The organism is Mesorhizobium sp. M0800, from assembly GCF_040320095.1.
Classification (GTDB): Bacteria; Pseudomonadota; Alphaproteobacteria; order Rhizobiales; family Rhizobiaceae; genus Mesorhizobium.
Map to the genome: position 1 here is coordinate 156532 of NZ_JAMYOZ010000009.1, position 20295 is coordinate 176826.

At 64.1% G+C, this 20295-nt stretch carries 21 protein-coding genes; 11 read left to right on the forward strand and 10 right to left on the reverse strand.

Annotation, left to right across the window (positions count from 1 at the left end):
- The first annotated feature begins 36 nt into the window (after positions 1–36).
- The 9 genes from NKI18_RS14365 to NKI18_RS14405 all read left to right on the forward strand — a co-directional run bounded on the left by NKI18_RS14365 (position 37) and on the right by NKI18_RS14405 (position 8946).
- Complete coding sequence (locus NKI18_RS14365; protein WP_352617316.1) at positions 37–462, forward strand: MerR family transcriptional regulator; 426 nt, start codon at positions 37–39, stop codon at positions 460–462.
- Positions 463–492: 30 nt separating this feature from the next.
- On the forward strand, positions 493–957 hold the full coding sequence (locus NKI18_RS14370; protein ID WP_352617319.1) for a hypothetical protein: 465 nt from the start codon (positions 493–495) through the stop codon (positions 955–957).
- Positions 958–1087: 130 nt separating this feature from the next.
- Positions 1088–2524 carry a multicopper oxidase family protein gene (locus NKI18_RS14375; protein WP_352617322.1) on the forward strand — a complete coding sequence of 479 codons (1437 nt, stop codon included), beginning with the start codon at positions 1088–1090 and terminating at the stop codon, positions 2522–2524.
- A 28-nt stretch (positions 2525–2552) separates the two neighbouring features.
- On the forward strand, positions 2553–2993 hold the full coding sequence (locus NKI18_RS14380; RefSeq protein WP_352452325.1) for a DUF411 domain-containing protein: 441 nt from the start codon (positions 2553–2555) through the stop codon (positions 2991–2993).
- 7 nt (positions 2994–3000) lie between these two features.
- On the forward strand, positions 3001–3528 hold the full coding sequence (locus NKI18_RS14385; protein WP_352617325.1) for a TlpA family protein disulfide reductase: 528 nt from the start codon (positions 3001–3003) through the stop codon (positions 3526–3528).
- 67 nt (positions 3529–3595) lie between these two features.
- Positions 3596–4279, forward strand: coding sequence for an SCO family protein (locus tag NKI18_RS14390; protein ID WP_352617328.1), 684 nt, complete (start codon positions 3596–3598; stop codon positions 4277–4279).
- Positions 4280–4332: 53 nt separating this feature from the next.
- Positions 4333–5112 carry a DsbA family protein gene (locus NKI18_RS14395; RefSeq protein ID WP_352617331.1) on the forward strand — a complete coding sequence of 260 codons (780 nt, stop codon included), beginning with the start codon at positions 4333–4335 and terminating at the stop codon, positions 5110–5112.
- Positions 5109–5675, forward strand: a complete 567-nt coding sequence (locus NKI18_RS14400; RefSeq protein ID WP_352617334.1) for a hypothetical protein — start codon at positions 5109–5111, stop codon at positions 5673–5675. The genes NKI18_RS14395 and NKI18_RS14400 overlap by 4 nt, the downstream gene beginning before the upstream one ends.
- A 736-nt stretch (positions 5676–6411) precedes the next feature.
- Positions 6412–8946: an NAD-dependent epimerase/dehydratase family protein gene (locus NKI18_RS14405; protein WP_352617337.1), complete on the forward strand. Its 2535-nt coding sequence runs from the start codon at positions 6412–6414 to the stop codon at positions 8944–8946.
- Here NKI18_RS14405 and NKI18_RS14410 read toward each other — a convergent pair.
- Genes NKI18_RS14410 through NKI18_RS14420 form a run of 3 tightly spaced genes read right to left on the reverse strand, consistent with a single transcriptional unit; the run spans position 8943 to position 12141 of the window.
- Positions 8943–10163 (reverse strand): NAD(P)/FAD-dependent oxidoreductase, encoded by a 1221-nt coding sequence (locus NKI18_RS14410; RefSeq protein ID WP_352617340.1) that lies wholly within the window; start codon positions 10161–10163, stop codon positions 8943–8945. The genes NKI18_RS14405 and NKI18_RS14410 overlap by 4 nt on opposite strands.
- A complete protein-coding gene (locus NKI18_RS14415) occupies positions 10160–10873 on the reverse strand; it encodes a methyltransferase domain-containing protein (protein WP_352617343.1) in 714 nt (237 codons plus the stop codon). The genes NKI18_RS14410 and NKI18_RS14415 overlap by 4 nt, the downstream gene beginning before the upstream one ends.
- Positions 10870–12141 (reverse strand): type III polyketide synthase, encoded by a 1272-nt coding sequence (locus NKI18_RS14420; protein ID WP_352617345.1) that lies wholly within the window; start codon positions 12139–12141, stop codon positions 10870–10872. The genes NKI18_RS14415 and NKI18_RS14420 overlap by 4 nt, the downstream gene beginning before the upstream one ends.
- A 61-nt stretch (positions 12142–12202) precedes the next feature.
- Here NKI18_RS14420 and cueR point away from each other — a divergent pair, with 61 nt between their 5' ends.
- The gene (gene cueR / locus NKI18_RS14425) at positions 12203–12601 is read left to right on the forward strand and encodes a Cu(I)-responsive transcriptional regulator (protein ID WP_352452335.1); all 399 of its coding nucleotides are present in this window, start codon (positions 12203–12205) and stop codon (positions 12599–12601) included.
- A complete protein-coding gene (locus tag NKI18_RS14430; RefSeq protein ID WP_353019917.1) occupies positions 12598–12993 on the forward strand; it encodes a cytochrome c in 396 nt (131 codons plus the stop codon). Before cueR ends, NKI18_RS14430 begins: the two co-directional genes overlap by 4 nt.
- A 166-nt stretch (positions 12994–13159) precedes the next feature.
- On the opposite strand, the gene atzF is transcribed toward NKI18_RS14430, so the two are convergent.
- The 7 genes from atzF to NKI18_RS14465 are packed head-to-tail and all read right to left on the reverse strand — an operon-like array spanning position 13160 to position 20285.
- Positions 13160–14968 (reverse strand): allophanate hydrolase, encoded by a 1809-nt coding sequence (gene atzF / locus NKI18_RS14435; protein ID WP_352617351.1) that lies wholly within the window; start codon positions 14966–14968, stop codon positions 13160–13162.
- On the reverse strand, positions 14965–15315 hold the full coding sequence (locus tag NKI18_RS14440) for a cupin domain-containing protein (RefSeq protein ID WP_352617354.1): 351 nt from the start codon (positions 15313–15315) through the stop codon (positions 14965–14967). Before NKI18_RS14440 ends, atzF begins: the two co-directional genes overlap by 4 nt.
- A complete protein-coding gene (locus tag NKI18_RS14445) occupies positions 15308–15976 on the reverse strand; it encodes a cysteine hydrolase family protein (RefSeq protein WP_352617357.1) in 669 nt (222 codons plus the stop codon). The genes NKI18_RS14440 and NKI18_RS14445 overlap by 8 nt, the downstream gene beginning before the upstream one ends.
- Positions 15976–17508 (reverse strand): ABC transporter ATP-binding protein, encoded by a 1533-nt coding sequence (locus NKI18_RS14450; RefSeq protein WP_352617359.1) that lies wholly within the window; start codon positions 17506–17508, stop codon positions 15976–15978. Before NKI18_RS14450 ends, NKI18_RS14445 begins: the two co-directional genes overlap by 1 nt.
- A 10-nt stretch (positions 17509–17518) precedes the next feature.
- Entirely contained in the window at positions 17519–18220 is a 702-nt protein-coding gene (gene biuH, locus NKI18_RS14455) for a biuret amidohydrolase (protein ID WP_352617362.1), read from the reverse strand.
- A gap of 14 nt (positions 18221–18234) precedes the next feature.
- Positions 18235–19161, reverse strand: a complete 927-nt coding sequence (locus NKI18_RS14460) for an ABC transporter permease (RefSeq protein ID WP_352617364.1) — start codon at positions 19159–19161, stop codon at positions 18235–18237.
- Positions 19161–20285, reverse strand: a complete 1125-nt coding sequence (locus NKI18_RS14465) for an ABC transporter permease (RefSeq protein WP_353019919.1) — start codon at positions 20283–20285, stop codon at positions 19161–19163. Before NKI18_RS14465 ends, NKI18_RS14460 begins: the two co-directional genes overlap by 1 nt.
- Positions 20286–20295: the final 10 nt, after the last annotated feature.

The window sequence follows — 20295 nt, forward strand, 5'->3', positions numbered from 1 at the left end:
ACGCTACATCCTCTAGCGACTAGAGGAGCAAGCGAAATGTCAACAGGTGTGACCATCGGTGAAGCGGCCCGACACAGCGGCGTGAAGGTTCCAACCATCCGCTACTATGAGCAGATAGAGTTGCTTCCTGCCGCTGCCCGCAGCGAAGCCAATCGCCGGCAGTATGAAGCGGCAGACTTGCGCCGGCTCGCCTTCATCAGGCACGCGCGCGAGTTGGGGTTCGGGATCGACGCCATCAGGGCGCTGCTGACGCTGCAGGATAATCCCAGCCAGCCTTGTGCGACCGCCGACGCCATTGCCCAGGCGCGTCTGTCCGACGTGGTTCAGCGGATACGCAGCCTTACAGCATTGAAAGCCGAGCTGGAGCATATGGTCGAAGGCTGCCGGCACGGAAAAGTCTGCGAATGCCGTGTCATCGAGGTGCTGGCGGATCACGATAAATGCGAGCATCCTCACCATTGATTTGCCAGAGCAGAGCTCGCGTCAGCCCCGATGTCGCGGCATCCGGAGCTTGCAAAAGCCGCACTTTACGGTCAACCTGAGCGGATGATGGCGCGCCTGTCACCAAAACACCTCCTGGTCATGCTTCTCGCGGTCGTCGTGACCGCCGGGTTCAGCCTGTCCGCCGCTCAGGCTGCCGTGATGTCGGCCGGGATGGCAGTCGACGGGCGCATGACCATGGCCGCAGATACCGGCACCACCGACGCCGACATGGCCAAGATGGCCGATGCCAGGGACGGTGACTGCAACGCTTGCCTCAAGGGCTCGGCCGGCAATGACAAACCGATGCAATGTGCGCCGACCTGTGTCGCACCGGTTCTGGCGGTGCTGCCGGAGGTCCTCCCCGTGACGGGACTGCCGCAGCCCGAGCTGCCGTCGGCGCTTCCCGCCCCGTTCCTGCACGGGCGAAGTCTGCTGCCCGAGCCATTCCCTCCAAGACCCAGCGCTCTCGTCTGACGCCGTTTCTGCCGTTCCACGGCTGATTACCGGCGTTTGATCGCCCGGTTGCGCGTACTGCGCAGCGGGCGCGGTAGCAATTCAATCGACGTCGCGACGTTCGCCGTCGATTACCGCAAGGGTCGCAAAAGTGAATTCCGTTTCAAATCCGTTCATAACGCGCCGCGAATTCCTGCTTGCGGCAGCGAGCATTGCCGCCGCAGTGCCGATCCGCCCTGCGCGGGCGATGGCCACCGGCGAATACCGGATCAGGGTGGCGCCGGGCCAGGCCCGGTTCGCCGGCCCTGATGGTCCGCGCACTCCGGTATGGGCCTATGATGGCACGGTCCCCGGCCCGACACTGCGCTTACGCCAGGGGCAGCCCGCTCGGATCATCGTCGAGAACGGACTGGACGAAGACACCACGGTTCACTGGCATGGCATCCGGCTGCCGAACGCCATGGATGGCGTGCCCGGCCTGACGCAGAAGCCGATCAGGCCAGGTGAAAATTTCATCTATGAATTCACCCCGCCCGATGCCGGCACCTTCTGGTATCACCCGCACGCCAACAGCCTGGTCCAGCTCGGTCGTGGCCTTGCCGGCGCACTGGTCGTCGAGGAGGTCGAGCCGGTCGCCGTCGACCGTGACATTCTGTGGCTGCTGCAGGACTGGCGGCTTGCGGCCGATGGGCAGATCGCCGGCGGCTTCGGCAGTGCCATGGATGCGTCGATGTCGGGCCGCGTCGGCAATGTCGTCACCGTCAACGGCACGGGGCCAGGCGATCGGAGCGTGAAGGCCGGCGAGCGCGTCAGGCTGCGGCTCGCCAATGCCTCGCTTGCCCGCATGATGGCGCTGCGCTTCGAAGGCCACCGTCCGGTTGTGGTCGCCATCGACGGACAGCCCTGCGATCCGCACGAACCGGAGGGCGGTCGCCTGGTGCTGGCGCCTGCCATGCGCGTCGATGTGATGCTCGACCTGCAGGGCGACCCCGGCAGCCGCCACGCGGTGATCGACGATTTCTACGACGGCCTCGCCTATACGCTGACCACGCTGGCCTATGACGCAGCGCCGCCGCTGAGAACCCATCCGCTCGACACGCCTGTCGGCCTGCCGCGCAACCCCTTGCCCCAGCCCGACCTCGCTGGCGCCGAGCGCCAGGAGATCGTCCTGCAGGGCGGCATGATGGGCGGAGGCAAGCTCGCCGGCGTCGGCGGCATGATGGGCATGGCGATGCCCGGCATGAACGGCGCCGCCGCCTGGGCAATCAACGGCATGTCGATGACCGGCGACGGCCACGCCGGTATGGCGCCTGAGTTCACGCTGTCACGCGGCGCCACCTGCCATCTCACCATGCGCAACGAAACCGCCTGGTGGCATCCCATGCACGTCCACGGCTTCAGCCTATCGGTGCTTTCGCGCAACGGCTTGCCGGTGCCGCACCGGCAATGGCAGGACACGGTGCTGCTCGCCCCCAAGGATACGATCGAATGCGCCTTCGTCGCCGACAATCCGGGCGACTGGATGCTGCACTGTCATGTCGCCGATCACCAGATGGCCGGCCTGATGACAGCGTTCCGCGTGACCTGAAACTTTTATCCAACCAAGGAGAACTGCAATGAAACTGACCTACCGCCTTGCCGCCCTGTCCCTGCTGATCGCAACGCCGCTGCCCGCCTTCGCCGCAACGATCAACGCCGTCATGTACAAGAACCCGCAATGCAGCTGCTGCGAGTCATACGCCAACTATCTCGAGCACAACGGCTTCAAGGTCGACATCAAGCCGGTCAACAATCTCTCCCAGATCAGCAGCGATGCCGGCGTGCCGGCCGACCTCGAAGGCTGCCACACGCTGATGGTCGACGGCTATATCGTCGATGGCCTGGTGCCGGTCGAGATCGTCAAGAAGCTTTTGACCGAGCGCCCTGCCATCACCGGCATAACGCTCGCCGGCATGCCGGCCGGCGCCCCAGGCATGGGTGGTGAGAAGCAAGGCCCCTTCGTCGTCTACGCCTTCACCAAGGACGGCAAGGCGCCCACCGTCTACGCGACCGAGTGAGGACATTGTGAGCAAACTGGCCATGGTCCTGGTTGGCATGCTGCTGGCGTTTTCGTGCCCGGTATCAGCCGCTGAGCCGCCGCAGAACTTTGCCGTTCACGAGGCGCCCGTCCCCGTGCCGGAAATCAGCTTCGAGGATGGCAATGGCAAGCCGAAAATGCTTGCGGATTTCCACGGCAAGGTCGTGCTGCTTAACGTCTGGGCGACATGGTGCGCGCCCTGCCGCAAGGAGATGCCGACGCTCGATCGCCTACAGGCCAAACTCGGCGGTCCGGATTTCGAGGTCGTCGCGCTGTCCATGGACCGCGCCGGTCCTGAGATTGTGAAGAAGTTCTTCGCCGACATCGGCATCAAGCACCTCGCCCTCAACATCGACGTCTCGGGCAGGGCCATGTTCGCCATCGGAACCGTCGGCCTTCCGGCAACCCTGCTGGTCGACCGCGACGGCAAGGAGATCGGCCGGCTGATTGGGCCGGCCGAATGGGACGCCCCCGACATGGTCGACTTCATCCGCAGCCGCATCACCGCCAAGTGAGAAAGGGACAGATATGTTCGGGCTAAAGGCTCGCTGCGTTGCATCGGCTTTGAACGAATGGAGGTGCTTGCTGCTAAGCGTAATTGCCATTGCGGCGCTGACCGCGGGCTTTTCGTGTCAGGCGCAAGCCCACTCGCTCGACGAAATCGACGCCACGCTTGAGGCCGACGAGAAATATTTCCAGCCGATCGACAAGCCGGCGCCTGATTTCACGCTGCGCACCGCCGACGGGCGTGTCGTGCGGACGGCCGATCTGCGCGGCAAGGTGGTCGTCCTCCACTTCATCTACACGTCATGCCCGGATGTGTGCCCCCTTCATGCCGAGAAGATCGCCGAAATCCAGAAAATGGTGAACGGCACGCCGATGAAGGACCGGGTCAGCTTTGTGACCATCACCACCGACCCGACCAGGGACACGCCGGACGTGCTCAGCAAATACGGGCCGGCGCACGGGCTCGATCCCGTCAATTGGCTGTTCCTGACCACGATGGAGGATCAGCCGGAGGATGCGACCCGCAGACTGGCGGAGGCCTTCGGCCACAAGTTCACGCTGACGGATGATGGTTATCAGATGCACGGCACCATCACCCATGTGATCGACAAGGAGGGCCGCTGGCGGGCGAATTTCCATGGCCTGGATTTCGCGTCGGTCAATCTCGTCACATTCGTCAATGCGCTCGCCAACAATGTCGAGCGCCCGCACCATGAGCAGGAAACGGGATGGTGGGCGAAAATCAAGGGCATGTTCTGAGGCATCATTTGCACGTGCCGGCGGTCCGGCGAAACAGAGGGAAGGAGAACCCTGTGACCCACAAGTCCAATCCATTGAGCGGAGCCGTCGGCAAAATGGCCCGTGCCGTCATGCTGGCCGGCGCGACGATCTGGCTCGCGCTCGGTCTCCACAATCAGGCGATCGCCGCGGGCGAGATGTCCCAGGACCAGTTCGACCAGCGCATTCACGACTACATTCTTGCGCATCCCGAGGTGCTCGTGCAGTCGCTGCAGAGCCTCGACGCCCGCCAGCGCGAGGCTGCCGCAAAAGAGGCGAAAGCCGCTTTGACGGACAAGGCGGACGAGATTTTCCGGGACCCGGCGAGCCCGGTCGGCGGCAACGCCGAAGGCGACGTCACCGTGGTCGAGTTCTTCGACTACAACTGCCCCTATTGCCGGCAGGTTGCGCCGATCATGGCGCAAGCAATGGCCGACGATCCGCAGCTCAAGATCGTCTACAAGGAATTCCCGATCCTCAGCACGGATTCCGTATTTGCTTCCAAGGCGGCTCTCGCCGCAGTGCGCCAGGGCAAATACATGGCATTCCACAAGGCCTTGTATGCGGTGAAGACGCGGGTGACCGAAGCGGTCGTGCTGAAGGTGGCTGCCGACGTCGGTCTCGATGTGGCTAAACTGAAGACCGACATGCAGCAGCCCGATATCCAGGCGTCGATCGACCGGAATACGCAACTGGCCCAGGCGCTGAAGATCAGCGGAACGCCAAGCTTCGTCGTTGGCGAGCAGATTTTCCCCGGCGCGACCGACCTCGCAACGATGAAGAAACTGATCGAGCAGGCGAGGACCAGCAAATGAGCCGAATATTTTGCCCAAACCGACGGACGGTTGTTCTGGGGAGCGCCTTTGGCGCCGCTGCGGTCGTGAGCCTGCTCAAGGGGCCGGATTTGGCGATCGCCGCTGAGGATCCCGATCTGGTACGCCGTTTCAGATATCTCAGCCAGAACGGCAACAGCACGTGTTCGACCAAGTTCACGGAATCGATCGCGACCATGCCGGCAACGTCGCGGATCACGGGCTCGTGCTGCAGCCCGATGGAGACGAAGCGCTATGCCGAGCAGGTGAGCGGCCTGGCCAGGTACCGCGAGATTGCGATGATCCCAAGCGATCCGTACGATATTCCGGCCGGCATCGCACAGAAGATGATGCCCTACTACGATGTGAAACTCTCCGGCGAAGAGCAGCAGGCCTACGACTATGCGATGGCCAATTCCAACGAGAAAGGTCCATGCTGCTGCCAATGCTGGCGCTGGAAAGTGTATGGCGGGCTGGCGAAGTTCCTGATCCGCGAGCACGGTTTCACCGGCAAGCAGGTCGTCGACGTCTGGGATCTCTCAGACGGCTGCGGCGGAGGAGAGTAGAGCCGGGCGACAACTCGGCTGCGGTTCAACAAGCGCTCTCAACCTGTTCTACCTTCTTGAAAGGAGCGCTTGACCTTCGGGTGGCTGGAACCGTTAGGCTTATTGCTAACTTCCGGAGGTCCTCCAATTGCGGACCGAACCATGAATGTCGAAAGGCAGCTACTAGCCCTGTCAGAGAGGCATATCGGCAAGGCAGATCAGATGTCGCGGAACACTTGCTGCGGGCGCTGGAGGCGCTGGATTAAAGCCCTGCCCTTTCGGAGTTACCGCGCGGCCAGCATGTTCTGGCAGAAGCCTATTATGAACTCGTTCGTCGATAGCATTGAACGTGCCTTGATTGACCGGCAAGCCACCGCCTTCGTGGGCTGATCGAGTTCGCCTTGACGGGCGTACATGGCGAACTAGTTCCCCTCGCAATCGCCGGTGGCAGCGGCGGCGGGAGGGATGATTGTGATGATGATGGACGGTTCAATGTGGATGATGGGCGGCATGGCGCTCATTTGGGTCCTGGTGCTTGTCACCCTCGTGCTCGCGATCGCAGCGCTGGTCAAATATTTGCGAACCTGACGGCATAGGCAGTCGGGGTCAAAAGAGCAAAAAGGGCGAAAAGTTGTAGTCGTCATCGGAAGCAGCAGCGTCATCGGGTCGGCGTCGGAACTGGTCCGGCCCCTCGGCTCTTAACGTCTGTCGCCTTCGGCCCTCTCAGGAGTGGCAAATCGCCGGCTATGAGGTCTGGATGGCGAAGCGCAAAGACACGGTTATTGTTACCGGCAGCACCGGCTTCATCGGCTCGGCTCTGGTCAACAGCTTCGCCGACCGGTTTGCTCTCGTCGGCCTCGACCGGGCGGCGACGCGTCAGCCGCCGCCGGCCGCGGAGTGCGTCTGCATCGACCTGACATCGGAGGACGCCGTGGCAGCCGGCTTGGCGCGCGTGCGGACGGCCTATGGCGCCCGCCTCGCCTCGGTGGTCCATCTTGCGGCCTATTTCGATCTCACAGGCGAACGGAACCCGCTCTACGAAAAGATTACGGTTGGCGGCACCGAGAAGCTCCTGCGCGCCCTGAAACAATTTGAGGTCGAGCAGTTTGTCTTCATGAGTTCGATGCTGGCGCACAAGGGTGGCCGACCAGGCGACATCATCGATGAGGATTGGCCGCTCGAATCGAACCTACCCTACCGCACCTCGAAGATCGAGACCGAGCGCCTGATCCATGAGCAGCACGGGGCGATCCCTGTCGTCTATGCCAGGCCGGCCGGCGTCTATGATGATCTCGGCCGTAACGCATTCCTCGCCAATCAGATTGCGCGTATCTACGAAGAGGATCCGACCGGGCATGTATATCCGGGTGACCTGCGCACCGGGCAGTCGTTCCTGCATCTGGAAGACCTCACCGATGCGGTGGCGCGCCTTATAGATCGGCGGAAGAAACTTCCCACGGAGCTGGCGCTGCTTCTCGGCGAGCCTGAGGTCATGGGCTACGGCGAACTTCAAGCCGAGATTGGTCGGTTGATCCGTGGCGAGAACTGGGAGACACGGGAGGTGCCGAAGGCGCTCGCCAAGGCGGGTGCCTGGGTCCAACAGGACGTGCTGGGCGAAGAATCATTCGTTCGTCCCTGGATGGTCGATATCGCCGACGACCACTACGCGATCGATATCAGCCGTGCCCGCAATGTCCTCGGCTGGCAGCCCCGGCATTCCCTGCGCGAGACGTTGCCGCGGATCGTCGACGCGCTCAAGGCAGATCCCGCCGGCTGGTATCGGGCCAACAAGCTCGACGCCGCCAAGGTGGCCGGCAGCGGAACAAAAGCGCGAGAGAAAGACAAGGCGTTCGAGGCCAAACACGACAAGATGAAACCCGGACACATGGCCGAGATGGCGGGGATGGGCAAGCAGTTGCTCTGGGCTCATTTCCTGGTCATCACGCTTGGCGTGTGGCTCCTCACCAGCCCGCTTCAGTTCGCGCTGTTCGATCCGGCGGCGGCCGGCACTGTGCGTGACGTCACGCAAGAGCGTGGACTGTGGGAACCGGTGCTGCGCAACGCGCTCACCGGCTGGAGCGACATTGTCTCGGGCTTGCTGCTGATGCTGTTTGGCGGGCTCGCACTGTCGCCGCGTTTTTCCTGGGCGCAATGGGGCACGACGATCGCCGGCCTGTGGCTGCTGTTCGCGCCGCTGTTCTTCTGGACGCCGAGCGCCGCCGCCACCATGAACGACACGATCGTCGGCGCGCTGGCCATCGCTTTCTCGGTGCTCGTCCCGATGATGCCGGGCATGAGCCACGAAGGGATGATGGACGAGAGCACCGTTCCGCCTGGCTGGACCTACTCGCCGTCATCCTGGCTGCAGCGCCTGCCGATCATCGCGCTCGGTTTCTTCGGTTTCCTCATCGCCCGCTATCTCACTGCCTACCAGCTCGGCCATGTGGGTGCTGTCTGGGAGCCGTTCTTCCCCGGCGGAGACGGCAGGAACGGCACGGAATTCATCATCACATCCGACGTTTCTCGAGCCTGGCCAGTCGCTGATGCCGGGCTTGGCGCCGTGGCCTATATGATCGAAACCCTGATGGGCGCGATGGGCACGGCGACCCGCTGGCGCACCATGCCCTGGATGGTGACCTTCTTCTTCATCCTGGTGGTGCCGCTCGGCGGCGTCTCGATCTTCTTCATCATCATCCAGCCGATCATGATCGGCACCTATTGCACACTGTGCCTCATTGCGGCGGCGGCCATGCTGGTCATGATCCCGCTGACGCTGGACGAGGTGGTCGCCATGGGCCAGTACATGCTGCGCAGCGTGCGGGCAGACCGTCCGTTCTGGCGCACCTTTTTCCAAGGCGGGCCGGAGCCGAACGGCGAGGCGGACAAGAACGATCCCGGCTTTTCCGCCGCGCTTGCCGCACAGTCCGCCGCAGCCATTCGCGGTGTCACGTTTCCATGGACGCTGGTCGCATGCTGTATCGTCGGCGGTTGGCTGATGATCTCGCGGCTGGTCTTCGGCACGGCCGGCGCCATTGCAAACAGCGATCACCTCTCGGGCGCCATGATCATCACGATCGCGGTCTGCGCCATGGCCGAGGTGGCACGGCCGTTGCGTTTCCTCAACCTGCCGTTCGGGTTATGGCTGATCGCAGCGCCCTGGCTGCTCGACGGCGCGACCAGAGGTTCGACATTGAACAATGCCGTTGCAGGGCTAGTTGTGATCGGCCTCAGCCTGCCTCGGGGGCGCCGAAGCAAGGAGCACTACGGCTCATGGGACCGCTATGTCGCCTAGACGAAGCCTGGAACCGGCTTGGTCTTGCCGCTCAGTTGCGCGCCCAGCGTCAGTGCCTGCGGGAAATTCTGGACGATCGCCGCCATCAAGGTGGCGCTGCCGGGGCGAAGGGCAATTCCGGCAACGGCCGCGGCGGCGTAGACCCGTGTCGAAAACAGTCTTTTCCAGGCCGCCTCGTAGCGTCTGGCGGCAGCCTCGCGCCCTGCTCGGCCACTTGGCGCGAATGCGAGTTCGCAAGCCAGCAGCCAGCCGGACTGAAGCGCCATCGAGATGCCCTCGGCGATGACAGGATGAGACTCTCCGGCTGCATTGCCGACGCGGAAGATGTCCCCTTCGTAGCACGAGCGAATTCCCGGCCGGATCGGACCTGCGGCAAGCCACGGACCGTCGAGGAGAGCCGGTTCCAGGGCGTCCCGCACGCCCCGGCATGAATTCAGGAGATGCCGGGAGACCGCATCGGCGGCCGACACGTGGCTCCGTTGTTTGGGGCCATATTGTTTACGCAGCCGTGCGAGCATATCGCGGCGAATGCAGCACGAGACCGACAACCGGCCATGATCCGCCGAAACCATGCCGCCATAGCCGCCGGGGAAGGCCAGCAGAGGCATCAAATCCGGCGCCAGGGACGACCCGGTGAAATGCGCCTTGAAGCCGAGCAGGTCCGACGGGCGATTGGCCTTTCCGAGCTGGCTGGGCAATGGTCCCGGTTCCCACGAGCCGTGTGCGGCGACAATCACCGGCGCTCGCAATATCGCCGCTTCATCCCCGGCCTGAATTCGCACCCTTTGCATCTCACCGTCCGGCTCGATGGCGACGGCGCGGCAGGGTTGAAAGATTTTGACACCCGCCGATCGCGCCGCTTGCAAAAGCAGAGAGTCGAGAATGTCCCGGCCGAGCGCCCGGCCGAAGCCATCTTTCGCACGAGGCCCAGCTCCTGCACGTGGCATTGCCGCCTCGACGCAGGTCTCGCCGGAAAACAGGCCGACGCGGCGGATTTCGGGGCCCGCATTGGTACGCCAGGCCTCGCCGATCTCGAGCCGGTCGAGAAGCGCAAGATTGCTTGCCGAGATGTATTCGCCGCAGACCTTGCGGCGTGGAAACGCACTCTTTTCCACAATTGCCACGACCCACCCGCGCCGGGCCAGCGTGAGCGCGACGGATGTGCCCGCCGGGCCGGCGCCTATGACGATCGCGTCATGGGTCGACAATCCCGTCATGGGTCGTTGCCGGCGCTGGCGCCGACGAAAATGTGGGAAAACAGGCCGGCGCGTCGTTCCTCGACCGGTTTGCCGTTCGCCGCAAGCCAGAGACGGGAAAGCTCGCTGCCGCGAAAGCCGGCACGCACGCTTTGCGCCGCATCGTTTCGTGTGACGTCGTTGGCGCCGATTGCCGGCAGAAGACGGGTCGCGGCCAGCGCCAATTTCGCCCGCAACGGCTCTGTCGCCAGCAGCAACGGGGCTTTAGGCCTGATCAGCGAAAACAGACGCACGAGCTGCGCATCATCGAGGTGATGCAGGAACAGATTGACGGTGACGGCGTCGAACGGCGCACCCTCGATCTTTCCTGCCCAGTCGAAGACATCGGCGGTGACGCCTTCGGCCTTCCATCCCAGCCTGTCAAAATCACCGCGCAATTGCGCGGTGACGAGGTCGACGCGGTCGAGCATCACCAGTTCGACCCCGGGCCAATGCCTGGCCATGCGCCGCGCCACCGCCAGCATGAAGGAGCCATCGCCGGCGCCGATCTCCAGGATGCGGCGTGGCGGCGTTGGCACGAACATCCTGAGCAACGACGTCATGATCGGCACCTGAAACATCAGCATATTGATGCGCCGAAGATCGCGGCGCGCGGTCAGCGCTCGCGGATCTTCGGCCGCAAGTCCGTCGAGGATTTCCGGCGCAAGCTGCCGGTGCTCCAGGCCGCTCATGACACCGTTCGAAAGAGCATGGTTTCGGCCGTCAGCCCGGGTCCGAACGACATGCCGCAACCGAGCAGGCCGGGTCGCGCCTTCAGCATCTCTTTCATCACGAACATGACCGTCGCGGACGACATGTTCCCATATTGGCGCAACACCTCGCGCGATGGTTCCAGCGCGGTGGGCTCCAGTTTCAAGGCCCTTTCGACGGCGTCGAGCACCGAACGTCCACCCGGGTGCACGGCCCAAAGGTCGATGTCTTTCGCCGATCGGCCTCCGAGGATGGCGGCCTGGCTGTTCCGCAACGCCTCATGAATCGCTGCCGGCACCTGGCCGGAAAGAACCATTTCGAAGCCGTGGTCGCGAATATTCCAGCGCATCAGATCCCGCCGCTCCCTCGCCACCAGACAGTGAAAGCTATCGAGCTCGATGCCGGCCGGCTCGGCGGTGACGAGCGTGGCCGCGCAGCCGTCGCCCCAGAGGCAGAACGACAGCAGTTTTTCCAGTTCGGTGGTTTCGCGCAGATGCATCGTGCAGAGCTCGATATTGACCAGCAGGACCTTGGCCTGCTGGTCGGAGCGGACGATGTGGCGGGCCAGCTTGAGCCCGTTGATCGCCGCGTAGCAACCCATGAAACCGATCATCGTGCGTTCGACACTATCGGGAAGCCCGCAACGCGCGATCAGCTCCAGATCGATGCCCGGCGCCGAAAAGCCAGTGCAGGTGGTGACGATAAGATGGGTGATGCGGGAAGCGTCGTCGCCAAGCTGCAATCCGTCGATGCCCTTTTGCGCCAGAACAGGTGCGGCATCGTCGAACATCGCCATTCTCATGGCCGTTCCGGGAAACGCGCCCCGGATGAAGGTCCCGGCCAGGTCGGCAGTTGGTCCTTCGGGGTCGGACGCCGGCGCAAAGCAGGAATAGCGGTGCTCGATGCCGGCAAGATCGGCCATGCGTTCGAAGATCCTCCGGCGATCGGCCGCGAGCATAGAGGCCGTGAAACGCAGGTAGAATTGATGAACCTCGTGCTCCGGCACCGCCGTCGCGATCCGGTTGATATAGGCGTTGACGGGCATATTCTGTCTCCTCGGCGTGTGCACGGTGTAACGTGCCGCCGGAGGGTCCTTGCTCATCGTTACCCGGTGTCGAACACCGGGTTTTGAGCGCTGTTCGATAAACGTTTCCGAAAACTGATTTCTTCCCGAAGGTTCAGTGTGCGCTGTAGGCAGGCAAACGGTTGGAGCGGGCGGGCGGTTGCGTCGGGCATCCAAAATCGCCACATCATGTTGACCTTCCATCTACTGGAAGGTCTATTTCCTCCGACAAAGGAGATTTTCCACCATGAACATCGGTATCGCATCCGAAAAATCCGGCCTGCCGTCCAAGACGATCCGTTATTACGAGGACATCGGGCTCTTGCATCCGGCTCGGACAGACAATGGCTATCGCGATTACTCGACGGCCGATATTCACCGGCTGCGCTTCCTGCAGCGCTCGCGAAGCCTGGGATTTTCGGTCGACGAATGCCGCCAGTTGCTCTCGCTGTATCAAGACAGGGAACGTGACAGCGCCGACGTGAAGGCGATCGCGAAAGCCAAGCTGGTGGAGATCGACAGGAAGATCGCCGAACTGGTCGGATTGCGCGGCTTGCTCCACCATCTCGTCAGTCACTGCCACGGCGACGAGCGGCCGGATTGCCCGATCATCGACGAGCTGGCAGGACAAGGCGTGGCCCAGTGAGGCTGGTGGCGCTGGTAACGGTGCTATCGCTTGGCTGCGCCTCTGTCGTGCTCGCTGCTGCCCATTCGAGCCGTGATGCGATCATCGAGGCTCGCCAGGCCTCGATGAAGGAAATGGCCGCGGCGGCAAAGGCGATCGCTGGGATGTTCGACGGCAAGCAGGCGTACGACGCCGCAGCCTTCAAGGCGGCGGCCGAGACAATCCGCGCCCGCACCGGCCCTGTCCTGATTGCCGAATTCCCCAGCGCGACATTGGGAGCGCCTTCAGGCGCCAGGCCGGATATCGACCCCGCCCGCGCGGAGTTCGAAGGGCTGGCACGCCACATCGGAACGCTGGCCAGCGCCCTGGCCTCCGACGCCGAGCGGGCACCACCGCATATCACGACGACATGAGAATGGGTTCCGGCCTGGCAATGGGCGGTGGCAGCCTGCTTGGCAAGCGACCATCACTCGCGGAAGCCGATCCCACTAAATTGCCGGCGGAGCACCTCCTGCATCTCATCTTGCAGGATTGCTCGAGCTGCCATTCGAAGTTCAGGCAAAAGGTCGAGTGATAGCGTCAGCTCCGCTGCAGCTGACCCGCCATGAAATTGCGCCAGCCGCCGAAATGCGAAATCTCCTTTGCATCGGTGAGGCCGGCACTTTCGACGAGGAAGCCTTTCGGCGAAGTTCCGTCATCGAGCAGAAGCGTGCCGATGCCGAGCGGCGGCGGGATCGCGGCGACAAAACGGCCGAAGGCTTGTGGCGAGAGCCGCCAGACTTCAACCTCGATCGCTGTCCCCTTGCCGTTGCAGATCCGTTCGAGCCCCGGTCGCGGCACCGACTGGCCGGCGAGCGCGTAAAGCCGATAGAGCGGTGCCGTTCTTGCAGCCCGGGCGAACATTGCGCCGAGCTGCTGCAGCTGGCCGTTCAGCGCCATCCCCGACAGATGCGCGCCGACCACCGCCAGCTCGATCGTGCCCTCGTCCACGCCCGCCTGAACATCGCCGCGCTGCGGCTGCGGCCAGCCGGTAGCACCAAGCGAAAGGCCGCTTGCCGCATGGATGTCGCGGGCAAGCGATGCCGTCAGGTGGTCCTTGCCAGCCGCGGCAAGCAAGGTGACGCTCATCGGCAAACCGTCGCTACGAGTTCCGCTCGGTACCGAAATGCCGCACATGTCGAGCAGATTGACGAAGTTGGTGTAGGTGCCGAGCCGGCTGTTGGTGATGATGGGGTCTGCCAATACCGCTTCAACCGTGTAATGCGTCGGCGCGGTCGGCACACAGAAAAGATCGACCGAGGCGATGACCGGCGCCAGCCTGGCCTTGTAGCCTTGCAAGGCATAGAGCCCGTTGAAGGCGTCCGCGGCTGAAAGTGTTCGCGCGCCGCCGATGATCTGCCGCGTCACCGGATGCATGGCGGCCTCTTTGGCTTCCATGAAGTCCCTGATCGCGGCATAACGCTCGGCCACCCAGGCGCCTTCGTAGAGCAGGTTGGCGGTGGCGTAGAAATCACCGAACGGGATTTCGACCAGCCGGCAGCCCAGCGTCTCCAGCGAGGCAAGAGCCGCCTCGAAACCCGCCTGCATCGCCTCGTCGCCGAAGAAGGTCCAGTCCGCCCTGACCGGCACGCCGACAGTCAGCACCGGCGGGCGCGCGGCAAGGCCCTGGACGCCGAGGTCACGCGAATAGGGGTCGGCGTCGTCCTTTGCCGCCGCCGCCTCGAACACGCGGTAGCCGTCATCGACGGTGAGCGCGAAGACCGAGATGCAGTCGAGCGTGCGGCAGGCCGGCACGACGCCGGCGGCCGACAGCGCGCCGACGCTCGGCTTCAGCCCGACGATGTTGTTGAGGCCGGCGGGAATGCGCCCCGAACCGGCGGTGTCGGTGCCGAGCGCGAAGGAGACGATGCCGCGCGCCGTCGCCACGGCCGAGCCGCACGAGGAACCGCCCGGCACCAGTTTCGGGTCGATCGCATTCCTCGGGATTGGATAGGGCGTGCGAACGCCGACCAGGCCGGTGGCGAACTGGTCGAGATTGGTCTTGCCGACAACCAGCGCGCCGGCGGCCTTGAGCCGCGCGACGACGGTGGCGTCTTTCGCCGGCAAGTAGGCATATTCCGCACAAGCCGCCGTGGTCGGCATGCCGGCGACGTCGATGTTGTCCTTGACCGCGAATGGCACGCCCCACAGCGGCTTTGCCGCGGGATCGAACGGGCCGAGCTTCTCTGCTTCGGCAAGCATCTCCGCCCTGCTCGCCAGATGGATGAAGATGCCGGGGTCATCGGCCGCCGCGAGCCGCGCATGCACCGTATCGACCATCTCGCCGATGCTGACGCCGGCCTGATAGGCGGCGTGCAAGTTGCCTATGTCGAAGCGGATGTCGTTCATTTGGCCTCGCCCAGAATGACTACCGGCACGTTCCACTGGATGAGCACCACGCAGCCATCCTTCGTCCACACCGAGTGTTCGGTTCCGACCGGGTTCAGAATCACGCTGCCCGCGGCATGATCGCCGTTCTCGTCGCTCTGCGTGCCTTCCAGCACGATGATCGTCTCCAGCCCGGCATGGCGATGACGCGGCACGCTGGCGCCAGCCCGGTAGTTCAGGATGGCAACCGACGGTTCCATCGGCCCACCCTTGAGCAGCCAATGCACTGTGATGCCTTCGCGAAAATGCTCGAATGGCAGATCACGCCAGCCCCCTTGGATGAGAGCCGCGTATGCGACGTTAGACATTGGAAAGTCCCTCGAGCACCTGGTCCGTCGTTGCCGTCCAGCCGACGATGGCGCCCTGTGCCCTGATCATCGCCAGGGCGGCCGCCTTGAACTCGGCAAAATAGCTCTCGGTAGCATCCTCGGCCAGCAGGCATTCATAGCCGCGGTCGTTGGCCTCGCGCATCGTCGTCTGCACGCAGACCTCCGTCGTCACTCCGGCAAAGACCAGTTGCTGTGCGCCGAGCCGCTTCAGGTCATCGCCGAAACTGGTGGCATAGAACGCGCCCTTGCCCGGCTTTTCGATGACGATCTCGCCAGGCAGTGGCGCAAGTTCATCGAGGATCGCCGTTCCCGGCTCGCCGACGATCAGCACACGACCCATCGGCCCGACATCGCCGATCCGGATCGATGGGTTGCCGCGGTTGCGCTTGGCCGGCGGCAGATCCGAAAGGTCTGCCTTGTGACACTCCATCGTGTGGATCACCGGCAGGCCAGCGGCGCGAAACCCCTCGATCAGCCTCTTCACCGTCGGCACGATCGCCGTGACCCGGCTGACGTCATTGCCGAGGCTGGCGCCGAAGCCGCCGGGTTCGGCAAAGTCGCGCTGCATGTCGATGACGACCAGCGCCATCGCCTCGGGCTTGAACACAAACGGAAACGGCAGCGCCTCGATCCCAGCCATCAGTGATGTCCCGCCATGTGCTCGCCGATCGTCTGCACGCTCGCCTGCGCGATCGGCGTCTCGTAGACCAGCGCGCCGTCCGACATGACGAAGATGCGGTCCGAGAGCTCGAGCAGCTCATCAAGGTCCTCCGACATAAGGAGCACCGCGGCGCCGGCATTGCGCGCCTTCATGATGCGGGCGCGTATTTCGGCGACGGCGGAGAAGTCGAGGCCGAAGCAGGGGTTCGACACGATGAGCAAATCGACCTCGCCGGTCAGTTCCCGCGCCAGCACCGCGCGCTGCACATTGCCGCCCGAGAGCGACGAAATCGGCGAAGCGAGCGAGGCCGTCTTGACCTTGAACTGTTCGACCAGACGGGCCGCGTAGTCCCTGATCGCACTCATCCTGATCCAGTTGACCGGCTTGCCGGCCTCGTTGAGGTCGAAGGTCCGGAAGGCCATGTTTTCCGCCACCGTCATCTTCGGTGCGCAGGCATTGCGCAAGGGCTCCTCCGGAATGAAGCGGACATTGAGCGTGCGCGCCTCGCTGCGGCTGGCGCCATAGGGCGAGCCTTTCACCAGAACGTCGCCGCCATTGCGCGCCCGCTGTCCGGCAAGGACTTCGAGAAACTCCTTCTGGCCGTTGCCGGAGATGCCGGCAATGCCGACGATCTCACCCGACTTCACATCGAGTTCGCCGATGTCGATGGTTTTCAAACCGGTGCGGTCGGGCGCCTTCAGCGACTTTACCGTCAGCACCTGTCTGGCGCCGGCCGGCACCGGGGCGCGGCTGTCGAGTGCGGCGATCGGTTGGTCGCCGATCATCATCGCCGCCATCTGCTTGTGGGAAAGTTCGGAGACCTTTCCGGTTCCGGTCAGCCTGCCCTTGCGCAGCACGGTGATATCGTCGGCAAAGGCCGTCACCTCGTGGAATTTATGCGAGATCATCAGCACGGTGAGGTCGCCGGTCCTGGTCATGTCGCGCACCAGGCCAAGCACTTCGTGTGCCTCGCCGGGAGTGAGCACCGAAGTCGGCTCGTCGAGCACCAGGAAACTGCGGCCGAGATAGAGCTGCTTGATGATTTCGAGCTTCTGCTTCTCGCCGGCCGCAAGTTCCGCCACCTTGACGTCGAGCGGCAGCTTGAACGGCATACGCTGCATGAATTGCGCAAGTGCGGCGCGCTCCTTGCGCCAGTCGATGACGCCGGGCACCTTCTCGCGCGAAATGACCAGGTTCTCCGCGCCGGTCAGCGACGGGACGAGCGTGAAATGCTGGTAGACCATGCCGAGCCCCAATGCCGAGGCATCCTTCGGACTGGCGATCGCGACCTCGCGGCCATCGACCAGCATGTCGCCGGCGGTCGGATGGTAAAAACCCATCATGCATTTGACCAGCGTCGACTTGCCGGCGCCGTTTTCGCCGAGCAGCGCATGGAACGATCCCGCCGGCACCTTGATCGAGACGTCGTCCAGCGCGGTGAAGGCGCCGAAGCGCATGGTCATGCCGATGGTCTCGACGCCGACGGCTTTCTTGCCGATGCTTCCGCTCAAGATCGTGTCCTCACGGCAGCTGCGCGACGAAGGAGGCCGAATTCGACACCGCGCCGAACACGCCGCCCTGCATTTTGATCATCTTGATCGCGGCGAGATGGTTGCCGTAATCGGTCGCGCCGCAGCAATCCTCCAGCATCACGCATTCAAAGCCGCGATCGTTGGCCTCGCGCATCGTCGTGTGGACGCAGACATCGGTGGTGATGCCGGTCAGCACGATGTTGTCGATGCCGCGCTGGCGCAGGATCAGCTCCAGGTCGGTGGCGCAGAACGAGCCCTTGCCCGGCTTGTCGATGATCGGTTCGCCCGCCGCCGGATAGAGGTCGGGGATGATGTCCCAGCCGGCTTCGCCGCGCACCAGGATGCGCCCGCAAGGTCCGGGGTCGCCGATGCCGGCATTGATGCGGCGCGAACGCCAGCGCTTGTTGGCCGGCAGGTCGGCGAGATCGGGCCGGTGGCCCTCGCGCGTGTGGATGATGGTGTAGCCCTTGGCCCGCATGGCTGCGAGCACCGACTTGATCGGCTCGATCGGCGCCCGCACCAGCGAAAGATCGTAGCCCATATGATCGACATAGCCGCCCGGCCCGCAGAAATCGGTCTGCATGTCGATGATGATCAATGCCGTATTGTCCGGCCGCAGCTCGCCATTATAGGGCCATGGATAGGGGTCGGCGTCGATGTAGCGCTGGGTGATCTCGGCTCTGGCGTTCATCGGAAAAACTCCAGTCATTTGGTGATCGACAACTCGCCCGGCGCGCCGGCAAGCGAGCGGCTCGGCGACGAGGTGGCGATCATGATGATGAGCGTGAGGATGTAAGGCGCGGCGTAGAAGAGATAGTAGCCCTGCGTCACCCCGACCGACTGCAACGCGGGGCCCAGCGCGCCCGCACCGCCGAACAACAGTGCCGCGGCAAAGCAGCCAAGCGGATTCCAGCGCGCGAAGATAACCAGCGCCACCGCCATCAGGCCCTGCCCCGACGAGATGCGTTCGGTCCAGCTGCCGGGGTAATAAAGCGACAGATAGGCGCCGCCGATGCCGGCGAGCGCACCGCCGACACCTGTCGCAAGCAGGCGCACGGTGTTGGGATTGAGGCCCATGGCGCGCGCCGCATCGGAGCTGTCGCCGACGACGCGCACGATCAGGCCGGCGCGGGTGTTGCGGAAGGCCCACCACAGGAACAGCGCAAGTGCGGCCCCGATCAGGAACAGCACGTTGACGTTGAGCGCCGCCTGCACCTGCGGGATATCCGACCAGCCACCGAAGGCGATGGCCGGCAGGTCTGGTGCCGAGGGCTGGATGAACGGCTTGCCGAAGAAGAAGGCGAGACCGGAGCCGAACAGCATCAGCGCGATGCCGATGGCGATGTCGTTAACCCCACGGAATTTGCAGATCCAGCCATGGAACAGGCCGAAGCAAAGACCGGCACCTGCGGCAGCCAGCAGGCCGAGCCATGGCGAGCCGGTCATCACTGCGACCGCATAGGCGGTCATTGCGCCGAAGACCAGCGTGCCTTCGAGGCCGAGATTGATGCGGCCTGAGCGCTCCGTAATGGCTTCGCCGAGCGAGACGAAGATGAACGGCGTCGAAACGCGGATGGCGCCGCCGAGGATGGCGAGCGGCACGCCCCACAGGCCGATCTCGGTCGCGTCCATCAGGAGCCCCTCTTCCACAGATCGGGATTGAAGACCTTGAAGCGGCCGTAAAAGGTTTCGCTGAACAGGATGACGACGAAGAGCATGCCTTGCAGCACCAGCACGGTGGCGTCGGGCAGGTCCATGCGGCGCTGGATCAGCCCGCCGGAAGCGCCAATACCGCCGAGCAGGAAAGCGACCGGGATGATGGCGAGCGGATTGTGGCGGGCGAGGAAGGCAACGAGGATGCCGGTATAGCCGTAGCCGGCGGCGAGCGAGGCGTTGGCGCTGCCTTGCACGGCGCCGACCTCCAGCATGCCGGCTAGCCCGGCAAAGCCGCCGGCGAGCCCGGTGAAGCCGACGATCAGCGGTCCGACGGCAAGTCCTTGTACCTGGGCTGCCCTGACATTGCCGCCGGCGATGCGAGCGGCAAACCCCCAGCGCGTCTTTTCGATCAGCAGCCAGGACAGGACGCAGGCGAGAATGCCGACGACCAGGCCCCAGTGCACGTCCATGCCTGGAATGTTGCCGATGCGGTAGGCATCCGCCAGCGGCTCGGTCGAGGGTTTGTTGAGCGAGGCCGGATCGCGCAGCGGCCCTTCGACCAGATGGTTCATCAGCGCGATGGCGATATAGGCCAACAGCAGGCTGGAGATGGTTTCGTTGACGGCGCGGTAGTGGCGGAGTGCGCCGACGGCACCTATCCAGGTGCCGCCGGCGACCGCGCCCGCCACTCCCATCAGCAGGATGACCACAAAAGACGGCGCGCCATTCGCCGCGACGCCGATGGCGGCGGCGGCGACGCCGCCCAGCACGATCGCGCCTTCGCCGCCGATGACGACAAGGCCGAGCCGGGCCGGCAGCGCCACGCAGAGCGCTGCCAATAAAAGCGGTGCTGCGCGCGACAGCGAGTTCTGGATCGAGAACCACGAACCGAAGCCGCCGCGCCACATCGTCTCGTAGAGTTGCACCGGCGATTTGCCGACCAGCGCGATGAACAGGCTGAACAGCGCCATGCCGACGATCAGCGCCGCGAGCGGTATGACGAAGGCTTCCGCCCGCCGCGCCGCCCATTCGAGCGCCGCCGGATAATTCCTGGCGCCAAACAGCGCCGGTGCGCCCGCAGTGCTGACCGTGTCTGCCATGGCCCCGTCT